This is a genomic window from Micromonospora foliorum (genome assembly GCF_022229015.1).
GTDB lineage: Bacteria > Actinomycetota > Actinomycetes > Mycobacteriales > Micromonosporaceae > Micromonospora > Micromonospora foliorum.
The window spans coordinates 1-10,573 of sequence record NZ_JAKKFF010000203.1; the positions used below are offsets into that span (position 1 = coordinate 1).

Below are 10,573 nucleotides of genomic sequence, written 5' to 3' on the forward strand. Positions count from 1 at the left end.
GACGCGCGCCCAGGCGGCGGCGCGTGCGGCCCGTTGCGGGCCGCCTTGAAGACGTACAGAAAGTTCTCACCACTTCGCCGGCAGCCGGGTGTCGTGTCCCGGCTGATGCTTTACACCGGCGTCCCACCTGATGCTTAACATGATCCCCTGACCGGCAGCTACGGCCCGTCTACCTGATTGACGCCGGTTTGCCGGCAGCGGCGACCCGGTTACTGGTCCGGCCATTGCGACGTCAGTTGCTCGTATCGGGCGATCAGCTCCTCGCGGCTGAGCCCGCCACCGTAGACCGAGCCCCACACCAGGTCGCGGAAGCGCAGATAGTCCCGCTCCTTCGGAGTCAGGTCGTACTCAGGACCCAGCACCTCGCCCCTACTCGCCGCGTGAATCAGGCCGGAAGCCTTCATGTCCGCCCAGTCGGCCGTGGACCCGTAATCTCCGAACGCCGGATCTTCCGCGTCGATGACCGGCAGGATCTCCGTTTCCGGCGGAAACCCCAGCGCAGCGAACAAAGCCAGCACCTCGTCTTCCATAGCGGGCAGCTCGTTCCAGAGGCCGTCGACGATGGCCGAGATGACCTCGGTCGACGGGGTCCGCCCGGCCTCGCGAGCCCAGGCCTCCACTGCTTTGACGGCAAGGCGTGGCTGCACCCGCGCCGGTTGACCTTCCAGGTGCTCGTATCCACACTCTTCGTCAGTGTTTGGCAGGTGCACAGACAGGGCCACGCCTCCCGGCGTGCTGCCTTCGACATGGGCACACACACTCTCGGAGACCCACGCTGCTAGCACCGGGGCCGCAGTCGCCGCGACCAGCGCCTGGACGCCCGCCGCCAGCCGCAACCGCTCGCTGTAGAACGGCTTCACACCGACCCGCTGCCAGCCGTCCCCCAGGTCGTGCAGCCCTACCGCGTTGCCCCACGGGCCGGGTGTCATGAATCGCGATCCGAACGCGGGCCGCACCTGTGGGTGCGCCGGAAGAGTCCCATTGGCGGGCTTCGCCAGCAGAAGCGTTCCGTACCAACCCATGAACCCGCACTCTACGTGGTGAGCCGAACCTAGGCCGTCGAGCAAAGGCAGCTTCACACAGTTTTAGTGCTTGCTGATCAATGCCGACGACCGGTGTTGTCGTCCGGGACTTTGCTGTCCCGTACCAACGGTTGACGGCTGTTGTCGCGCGTCTCGCTGACTTCCTGCTGACTGACGACCGTCAGGGCTCAGCCCGACGTGCACCCTCGTCCAGCCCTGCTCGCCTCGCCCGGTATGGTCGCGAGCTTGTTCGCACTGCGGGGAGCCCATGAGATCCGCGTGCGGCCGCCCCGGCAGGTCCCATGCTGAGAGTAGGTTTCGTCAATGGCATGCCGTATCGGTGAGCTCGTGCTCAAGTGCCGCGACCCCGAGGTGCTGGCGCGATTCTGGTGCGAGGTCCTGGACTTCATAGAGCTCGATCGCGAAGAGGGGGTCTACATCGAGATAGGCCCGCGCGAAGGGTTCGGCGGCCCGCAGCCGACGATCTTCCTCATCCGCGACGACGAGCCGAAGAACGGGCATGCCCGGCTGCACATCGACGTCAACCCCACGGACCGCGATCAGGACGCCGAGCTCGAGCGCCTCCTGGCCGCCGGGGCCAAACTCGTCGACATCGGTCAGCCTGCGGATGCGTCCTGGCACGTCCTCGCCGATCCAGAAGGCAACGAGTTCTGCCTGCTCAAGCGCCGCCTCGACCCACTCTGACGGCCCTCGTCGACACCGATTCCCGAGAGGTCGATCTCTGGAGCCCGCAGGCAGAGATGGGTGCAGTTGAGGAACGTTCGATACCGTTGGGCGCAGTTCAAGGCTGTTCAGGGCACCCCGCTGCTCCCAAACCTGCTCCCCCAAACCGGGCTCGCGGTAGTCGGCGTCGTATGCGGATCCGGTGGGCGGCGCCCCGACGTCTTGAGCGCCGTCGGCGCCGGTATCGACGGTCGGGGCTGGTGTCGCGCTCGATCGCGGACGGATCTATGCCGGCTCGCGCACGCCGCCGGCGTTGCCACCGTCGTCCGGCATCGGTTCGGCCGGGGCTTCGGGCAGCTCGTTCGGCGCGCCGGGCAGAAGGACGCCCGCGTCGTCGGGCACCGGCTCACGCGGGTCGATGGGCGGGTACTGTTCGGGGTCGAGATCCGGTCCAGTCATCAGGCGAGTATCCGTCGTCTTCCGGACTGCCGCTCGTCGGGCCCGCGAGCCGGGCGGCCTTCCCCTCGCCTTAGGTCGCCCCAATGACCATGGTGGCGTGGGCCGGGCCACTAGGCCGACCGAGGTGTTGATCGGATCATCACCATTTGTTGAATAGATGCTGACAAATCTTAACCAGGCTTGGCAGCATGGCTATCACTGATCGACGCCTCCTCGCCGCACTCTCGTGGCCGGGCTGACTCTGCTCACCGCGTGGACACCGGCACGCGGCGCGGAACCCGCTCCCCGGCGCCTACCGCGACCGCACCCAACATCATCTTCGTGCTCGTCGATGACCTCGCGTGGAACCTCGTGCAATACCTGCCTCAGGTGCAGCGACTACAGAGCGAGGGGGTCACCTTCACCAACTACACGGTGACCGACTCGCTGTGCTGCCCGTCCACATGGGCGAGTACCGGCTGACCGGAGGCAAGCAAACCGCCTTCGACACCGACGTGCGGGTCCCGCTCGTCGTCGCCGGGCCGGGCGTCGTCCCCGGATCGCAGCGTGCCGAGATCGTTCAGAACATCGACCTGGTACCAACCTTCCAACGTATCGGCGGCGCCGACGTCGGCGCGCACGTCGATGGGCGCAACCTGCTCCCCCTCGCGCAGGGCGACCCGGCACCGAACTGGCGCACCGGGGCGCTGATCGAGCACCACGGCCCCAACCAAGCATCCGACGACCCTGACGCCCAGGACCGGCGCAACGGCAGCCCAGTCACCTACGAGGCCCTACGGACAGCGACTTACACCTACGTCGAGTACTCAAACGGCGAACGGGAGTACTACAACCGGACCGTCGACCCCCACCAGCTCAGCAACATCGCCGCAGGGCTCTCGGCAACGCGACTGGCGGCGCTACACGATGCGCTTGCCGCGTACGTCGCCTGCCACAGCCACTCGGCGTGCTGGACGGCAGGTCACGTGCCAGCCTGACATGCATCGGCCCTGACCTGCGAGCTCACGCTGCCGCAGGCCAGGGCCGATCGCCGTCCTCGCCGGGCCGGACGCAGTTGGCCACGCGAGCACGACGAGACGGAGGGGCTACTCATCAGATGAGCAGTCGATCCTTTGAACATCACCGGATGTATGAACCTGGCCGTTTACCTTCGTCGCCGGTATCGGGCCGGCCCTGATCTTCGTTCGCGCCCGGTCATGAGCGACCGCGCGCGGACCGCCGCATGATGCAGTCCGGGGCAAGGCCACCTTGCCTCTCGCCCCAGCGCAGGCCCACCGCGGAAGGAGTTGCCCTCCAGCAGGAGCGGATCCAGGTACCGCACCGGGACGCGATCGTGAACCGTGATTTTGCTGGTGGGGTCGCAGGAAACGCAGGTGACCAGGAGCAGGATGTCGAGGAGTTTGTCGTTGGCATTGACGCGGAACTTGCCGTCGCCGGTGCTGGCGAGGCCGGAATGGCAGTGGACGCAGCGGAACGCGAGCAGGGGACGGTGCCTGGGCCGAAGGGTCCAGGACGGAACGATTTGAGGACGCCTAGACATGATCCCTCTGAAGACCTGACGGAAGGCATGGGAAAAGAGCCGACGGCGACGTCGGCGACCGATGCACGGGGAAGGTGTCAGGGCTAAAGAGCAGGCGGCGTCACGCGGGGTGAAGTCCTCTCGTGAGAGGGTCGGAGAAGAAAGATCCAGTTGCAAGGTAGGGCGGGACGGGCTGGCGAGGCCACCGATTTTTGTGTTGGTGCCGAGCACTGAGGGTCGGGGTCAGCGAACCGGGCATCGAGCACGCGTCGTTCGCCCTCGCGGCGCTGTCTGCCGTACTCCGGCCGGTCGTTCCACGCGGCGGGATCCGTTGTCCCGCCGTCTGCCTCGATGCCGATGTCTCCCAAAAGCGTGAGCAGGTCGTCCCCGGCGCGGTTCGCGAACTGCCACACGAACCGGGACATGGCCACGAAGGCCTCGCGCTCGTCCATCGAATAGCAACTCATCGACAGCGGTGCCGACGGGCCTTTCGTCCTACCTTTGCTGCGGCTTTTGTAAGCATTGCGAGGATTTCAGGCTTCGCCAGGAGATAGATGAGTGAAAATCCTTGACCCAGTGCCCCGTGTTGCCGGTTAATCACATCTACATGTCGGCTGTGTTCACCCGCCCGGGTGGTCGACGACGTCGGCGGATCGTCGAATCGATTCAACTGCAGCCTGCACATACGCCTTAACTCGGAGTCATGAGGCTGTCGGGTGAGTCACAGGAGGTAACCGTGCATCGTACGAACGTCCGCTGGGGCGGCCGATTGTCGGCGTGGGCCAGAGGGCTGGCCGCGACCGTGGCGCTCAGCCTGCCTCTGACGCTGGGTGGCCTGACCCTGGCGCCCCCCGGGTCGACCCTGGCCGCGCCGGTCGCGACGCAGAGTGTCGCGGCTGCCGGCCTTGACGGTGTGGCGGCCGGTAACGCCGCGATCGCCTCGGTCGACCTGGCCGGGACGTGGAACTTCACGCCCGCGGGTCGGGGGGCGACCACGATCGCGGTGCCCGGTGGCGGCTGGTACAAGCAGGGCTTCACCGACGTGAACGAGGCGGTGTACTCGCGCAGCATCACCGTGCCGGACTCGGGGCAGCCGCAGTCGACCTGGATCGAGTTCGGCGCCGTCAACCACCAGGCGACACTGTCGGTCGACGGCCGCGTGGTCGCCACCCAGACGACGGCGTTCACCCCGTCGAACTTCGACATCAGCGCATACGCGGCGCCCGGCACCACCCACACGATCACCGTGAACGTGAAGGGCCGCGGCGCGTTGAAGGCATCCAACGGCCGGTACCTGGTGCCCGACGCCGCCACGTGGTCCGAGGCGATACCGCAGGGGATCTTCGGGTCCGCGTTCCTGCGGGTGTACCCGGCGGTGTACGTCAGCGACACATTCGTGCGTACGTCGGTGGCGAACAAGACGTTGACCTACGACGTGTCGGTGCGGAACACGTCGGGCAGTTCCCGGTCGGTGACGTTGACCGGGTCGCTGTCGTCCAAGAACGGAACGGCTTTCAGCTACCCGGCACTGCCCAGCCGTACGGTCACCGTGGCGGCCCGCTCGACCGTGACCGTGACCGTCGGGCCGATCGCGTGGAACCTCGACAGCACCTCGTACTGGTGGCCCAACGTGCCGTACCGGTCGGGGTACCGGGCGCAGCTGCACGGGCTGACGGTGCATGCCGTCACCGACGACGGCCGGACGAGCGACGCCGAGTACCGGTTCGGGTTCCGGGAGGCCACCCAGAACGGTGACTACTACTACCTCAACGGCGTGCGCGTGAACTTCCGCGGCGACAACCTCCAGGGTGCCGACTACGACCGGATCAACAACGGCGGCAAGGGCGACGCGTACCACACCCTGCCCGGCTTCCTGCCCCCGTCGTCCGGCAACGGCGGCTGGCCGCAGGCGGTGGACAACTACCAGCGGCTGAACTACAACGTGGTGCGCATCCACCAGGAGCCCGGGAGCCCGTACATGTTGGATGTCGCCGACGAGATGGGCCTGATGATCATCGACGAGGTCGCGATTCGCGGCTCTCAATCCTCGCAGGAGTGGCAGAACTCCGTCGGGCGCGACAACATGGTCAACCACGCCCGTGCGCTGGTCCTGCGCGACCGCAACCACCCCGCGATCATCCGCTGGAGTCAGAACAACGAGCCGAACCAGAGCGGCCAGGATTCCGAACAGTTCGAGAAGGACCTGTACGCGGCGATGAACGGCGCCGACGGCACCCGGCCGATCATTGTCGAGGTGGGCGTCGGCGGGAATGTCAGCCTGTATCCCGGGATGACGTACGCCAACTTCGCGGTGATCCCGCACTACGTCGACGGCTTCGGCAGGTACGGCGAGGGCCTGATCACCGTGAATGGGCGGCCCGACGGCGAGGGCGAGTACATCTGGCCGGCATGCAACAACAAGCAGGGCTTCGAGTGGTTCGCCACGGCAACCCTGGCCAAACGCGGCAAGGGCGCCACCGATCTGCGCCCGTACACGCTGCTGTCCGCCTGGGCCAGCGTCGTGCCCGGCGTGCGGAGCACCGACTTCACCCCGGAGGAGGGTGGTCACCCGATATACGGCGTCGACAACCTGCCCGACCCGTGGAGCAACCCGCAGATCCAGCGCGTACAGGCGGCGTTCAACCCGGTGGCCGCGGTCGACCTCCCGTACTGGTCCGCCTCCGGCAATTCGGACTCCAACGGCACCTTCCCGCTGCCGCAGGCGGTACCCACCTACGCCCGCAACGCCCCGGTGACCCGCAACATCACCGTGTTCAACGACGACTTCACCAACACCTCGGTGAACTTCGCCTGGACCGCCCGGCTCGACAGCCCGACCGGCGCGGTCGTCGCGTCCGGCAGCAGCAACCTGACCATCCCGCTCGGCTCACGGGTCACCCAACCGGTTTCCTTCACCGCCCCCGCCACCGGCAGCCGCGTGTACCTGCAACTGTCGACCACGAAGTCCGGCAGCACCGTCTTCACCGACGCGGTCGAGTACCTCAACCTCGGCGGAGGCGGCGGAACCGGGCCCACTGCCGGCACCTACCGCATCGTCAATCGCAACAGCGGCAAGCCCCTCGCCATCGCCGGCAACTCCACTGCCGACGGCGCCAAGGCGATCCAGCAGAGCGGCACCCCCACGTGGACGATCAGCACCACACAGGACGCCTACACCCTGCGCTACACCGCCTCCGGAAAGATGCTCGACGTCAACGCCGGCAGCACCACGGCCGGCCTGCAACTGCAGCAGTGGTCGGCAAACGGCGGCACCAACCAGATGTGGTACCTGCGGCCCACCGGTGACGGCTACTACACCATCATCGCCCGCAGCAGCGGACTGGCAGCCGACGTCTACGCCGCCTCGACCAGCGACGGGGCGCAGGTCGTGCAGTGGACCGCCAACAACGGGGCCAACCAACAGTGGCAGTTCGTACCCGCCTGACCAGTGGCAGAGGTAAGCGCCAAGTTCGGCCGCCGGTAACAGGCTGCCGAATGTCGCGCCGACTCGGGGGCACGGTTTGTGCCCCCGAGTCGGCCGCGATCCAATCACGGTGGAGCACGAGCTACCGCTCCGGACAGACGCGGGCCCGGTCCGCTCGCTACCCGTACGTGAGCCAGGCCCGGGGCCTCTGCACAAACTGAGAGTGGGCGATGCTGGTATCGAACCAGCGACCTCTTCGGTGTGAAGTCTCGGCAGCGTGATCGAATCGGGCTTGATGCGAGGTCACACGGCCTGTTGGCGTGCTTCTCGGCTCGGTCCGGCTGGCACCGTTGCTGTACTTCGCTGCTGTACTGCTGGCATCAGACGAGGCGCTGGATCCGCACCTTCGGGCGCACGTTTCTCAGGTGTCCTTCCTTGTGTTGGCGGACCTGTTCGTCCCAGACCTCCTGGTCGTAGTCCGGGTCCGGCGGGATCCACTTGTGGGAACCGTCGCTGTAATGGAACTTCTCGTCACCCAGGCGCAGGATGCTCATCGGATCCAGCCGAGGAATCGGTAATACAGGTGGCCGGCGGGAACGTGGGCCAGATCCTGGGCGGCATCGACGAGATGGGCCGCCAGGTAGAGGGCCAGCGAGACCGAGGCTCGGTCGTACTCCGCTCGCAACTCTCGGCGCCGGGTCTGGCATGGCCACTCCCCCGCACAGCCGCCGCACGTCCAGGCCGGCTTGATCGGGTGATGAGTAGTCACTGCGGGCCGTCCTGGTTGGGCCAGTGGCCGCGGTTGATCGGGATGCGGTGGCGGCCTCGGCATGGCAGATCGCCTCCACAGCGGCAGACGCGCCGCCAGTACCGCCAAGACCAGACGGGCCGGTGACGGCGAGCGAGGGTCAGCGCCACCGCCAGCACATACTCGTCGTACGAGACTCGCTTCACCGGCTCGCCTCGCCCGCTCGCGCCAGGGCCTGCCCTGTCCATGTCGAAGGGAGCACCGCCGTCTCCTTGTGCCAGAGCAATCTGGAGGCGTGGATGCCCGAACGCGGGGGACGCGCCGAACATCCACGCCGGCGAGGACGGCCCACAGCGCCAACCGAGGGAATCGACCTCCTCGGCAACCTCCCATAGGTACCGTTGGGTAGTCAAGGGCTGACGTAGGTGGTCTACTCGTGTTGCCAACCGAGGAGAACCACGTGCCACCGCGTTACCGCTACGAGCAGATCGCCGACGACCTCGCCGAACGCATCAAGTCCGGCGAGTTTCAGCCCGGCTCCAAGCTGCCCAGCCGGCGAGAGCTGATCGAGCACTACGGGGTCACCGAGCCGGTGATCGACCGTGCCATGCAGGTGCTACGGATCAAAGGGATGACCGAAACGCTACCCGGCGTTGGCGTCTTCGTCGCCGAATAGATCCCCTCGGAGAGCTGGCCGCCACGCCCGCGGCATCTCGCTTACAAGCTCTGTGCGTCTCGTCTGCGCTTGTCCGGGAGCGGCTGCACGCTCGGAGCTTCGTCCATGCCAGCCCTCGTCAGCGTGCCGGCGTCCGGCGCGGTTGCTGTCAGCGCCGCTCTCGACAGCCATTCGGCCGGCGGCCCGCGCCGCCCCCGTCGGGGGATCCGGGGCGCATCAACGCGGCTCTCACCCTCAACCGCCTACTCGATCAACGGCGGTAACCGGAGACGTAGCTTACGGCTTCGTATGCGTGCAGTTCGGGGCGGGATCTTCGCCGGCCACGATGAAGTCTTGGCACGTAAGGAAGTGGTCATTGAAGTAGCCGGTGAGAAAGCCCAGCAGCGTCACGCCGACGACGATCGCAGCCATGGTTATTTTGAGGCGGCGGCCGGGAAGGGTGAAGTAGTTGGGCGCGAGTAGCCGGAGGACGATCGTCGCTACGACCGGCAACACAGCGATGGTCGCGACGGCCAGCACGCTTTCAACGGTGGCGATCACGTCGCCGTGAGGGTGCGGTATGACAAGTCGTGCCAGTTGGAGGACCAGCGGGGGTGCGAAGAACAGCAGCACCCAGAGGTGGGTGTGCACCCGGCGGCGCAGGAGGAGAGCGCTCAGGAGGACAACTAGGGACAGTACGAACAGGTCCTGCCGCTGGTAGTAGAAGATGGTCCGGTGCGTGCCGAAGTTGAAGGCCAGGTCCCAGGCGAATAGCGAGGCACCGAACGCGATCGCGTAGAAGCCCCCTAGCTTTTGTTCCGCCGTCCCCCGTAGGAGGTCGTCCCCATCGGTAAGCCTGCGCGACTTCCCGGCGGCTCGCTCGGCCGGACCTTCCCCGTGCATGCCCCTGCCCACCGTGCTGGTCTGCCAGCCGTGACAGTTTGGCGTCTCCCAGGCCAACGGCAAGGAAGCCCAAGGGGTGAGCGGACGGCTGGGTTCCCGCGACCTCTTTGTCCCTAACGAGGGCGAGGCTCTGTGCGCTGCGGCCTGGCCTAGCTGAGCCAACGCGGGGCGGGTGAGTATGACTTATCGCACTCTGCATCCGGGGAGCGCGGTGTTGATCGCTGTATCGGGCACGGGCTCAGGGGGCCTGACGCTTGCACCAAGTGCGCTCCCAAAGATCGCAGCATCGAGAGCTGTAGTCGCACTGACTCCTCGACGCGCAAGCTCGATCGTCCAACCCGTTCCTAATCTTGTCGGGTGGTAGTTAATGGAGTGGGACAGGAAGAGGGACTTCTCCCTTGAGCGCCTTCTCAGCCAATTCTATACGAGCCGGGTGGAAAATGTTGTTCTGTAGAGGGTTTTTGGGCACGTTAATACAGCGCTGACCTGGCGAGACGCCGCAAACGGGACATTGGAGAAAGAGCCCACCTGATGGCACTAGTTCAACACCTTGAGAAAGCGCGGCCCTGCCGATCTTGACGATCGACTTGTACAACTCTGGATCGCGATGCCGCGCGGCAGCACTAGCTACCTCCCGCATCCCTTCCCAGAACCGTTCGGCAGCCCTCGGCTCGTTTACGTCGATGCGCACAACTGTGCCTCCCCACCGTCGGGCCGAAGGAACCTGGGCATGGCTCCGGCTCGTTCAGACGCAACAGACCTCAGACCCGCATACGCCCGGACTACCCGTGTTGCCCTTCCGTATGCAACCGACCCGCCCTTCGGGAGGCGAGCCACCGGCCTGGCTCGCCGTCAAGCGGACCTTGACTCCTCGGGGTGACCCAGCGACGAGTCGGGGGCGGGGGTTTGGCGGCGCGCATCATGTAAGGGCAGGCCATCGGCCTGCCCACGACTCCTGCCCGAGGGTCGCAGAGGCTCCAAGGTCAAGGGCGGCCCGCAGGGCCGTCGCTTGCGACGCGTAGCGCCCTTGAGCTTGGAGGGGCGGCCCGGCACACTCGCGCCGCCAGCCCCCGGCCCCCGACGGCCGCGACACGCCGCACGGACCCGGCGTGCCTCTTCATGCGCCGCGCCGCTCGGGCGCGGCCCGTCCGGCTGCCGG

At 66.7% G+C, this 10,573-nt stretch carries 11 protein-coding genes; 5 read left to right on the plus strand and 6 right to left on the minus strand.

Annotation, left to right across the window (positions count from 1 at the left end; translation table 11 throughout):
* Window positions 1-209: 209 nt before the first annotated feature.
* A complete protein-coding gene (locus tag PSH25_RS16090; protein WP_238659865.1) occupies window positions 210-1,022 on the minus strand; it encodes a hypothetical protein in 813 nt (270 codons plus the stop codon).
* Between the two features lie 324 nt (window positions 1,023-1,346).
* On the opposite strand from PSH25_RS16090, the gene PSH25_RS16095 reads away from it, so the two are divergent.
* Window positions 1,347-1,727, plus strand: a complete 381-nt coding sequence (locus PSH25_RS16095) for a VOC family protein (protein ID WP_238659866.1) — start codon at window positions 1,347-1,349, stop codon at window positions 1,725-1,727.
* Between the two features lie 264 nt (window positions 1,728-1,991).
* Here PSH25_RS16095 and PSH25_RS16100 read toward each other — a convergent pair whose 3' ends face one another.
* Window positions 1,992-2,165: a hypothetical protein gene (locus PSH25_RS16100; RefSeq protein ID WP_238659867.1), complete on the minus strand. Its 174-nt coding sequence runs from the start codon at window positions 2,163-2,165 to the stop codon at window positions 1,992-1,994.
* Window positions 2,166-2,417: 252 nt separating this feature from the next.
* Here PSH25_RS16100 and PSH25_RS16105 point away from each other — a divergent pair, with 252 nt between their 5' ends.
* A complete protein-coding gene (locus tag PSH25_RS16105; protein WP_238659868.1) occupies window positions 2,418-2,627 on the plus strand; it encodes a sulfatase-like hydrolase/transferase in 210 nt (69 codons plus the stop codon).
* A complete protein-coding gene (locus tag PSH25_RS16110; protein WP_238659869.1) occupies window positions 2,609-3,142 on the plus strand; it encodes a sulfatase/phosphatase domain-containing protein in 534 nt (177 codons plus the stop codon). The genes PSH25_RS16105 and PSH25_RS16110 overlap by 19 nt, the downstream gene beginning before the upstream one ends.
* 167 nt (window positions 3,143-3,309) lie before the next feature.
* On the opposite strand, the gene PSH25_RS16115 is transcribed toward PSH25_RS16110, so the two are convergent.
* A complete protein-coding gene (locus PSH25_RS16115) occupies window positions 3,310-3,705 on the minus strand; it encodes a DUF1062 domain-containing protein (protein WP_238659874.1) in 396 nt (131 codons plus the stop codon).
* A gap of 715 nt (window positions 3,706-4,420) precedes the next feature.
* On the opposite strand from PSH25_RS16115, the gene PSH25_RS16120 reads away from it, so the two are divergent.
* Window positions 4,421-7,129, plus strand: a complete 2,709-nt coding sequence (locus PSH25_RS16120) for an RICIN domain-containing protein (RefSeq protein ID WP_238659870.1) — start codon at window positions 4,421-4,423, stop codon at window positions 7,127-7,129.
* A gap of 359 nt (window positions 7,130-7,488) precedes the next feature.
* On the opposite strand, the gene PSH25_RS16125 is transcribed toward PSH25_RS16120, so the two are convergent.
* Window positions 7,489-7,662 carry a hypothetical protein gene (locus tag PSH25_RS16125; protein WP_238659871.1) on the minus strand — a complete coding sequence of 58 codons (174 nt, stop codon included), beginning with the start codon at window positions 7,660-7,662 and terminating at the stop codon, window positions 7,489-7,491.
* Between the two features lie 654 nt (window positions 7,663-8,316).
* Between PSH25_RS16125 and PSH25_RS16130 the strand changes: the two genes are divergently transcribed.
* On the plus strand, window positions 8,317-8,532 hold the full coding sequence (locus PSH25_RS16130; protein ID WP_238659872.1) for a winged helix-turn-helix domain-containing protein: 216 nt from the start codon (window positions 8,317-8,319) through the stop codon (window positions 8,530-8,532).
* Window positions 8,533-8,808: 276 nt separating this feature from the next.
* Here PSH25_RS16130 and PSH25_RS16135 read toward each other — a convergent pair whose 3' ends face one another.
* On the minus strand, window positions 8,809-9,414 hold the full coding sequence (locus PSH25_RS16135; protein ID WP_238659873.1) for a hypothetical protein: 606 nt from the start codon (window positions 9,412-9,414) through the stop codon (window positions 8,809-8,811).
* Between the two features lie 364 nt (window positions 9,415-9,778).
* A complete protein-coding gene (locus tag PSH25_RS34310) occupies window positions 9,779-10,054 on the minus strand; it encodes a zinc finger domain-containing protein (RefSeq protein WP_441005353.1) in 276 nt (91 codons plus the stop codon).
* Between the last annotated feature and the right edge of the window lie 519 nt (window positions 10,055-10,573).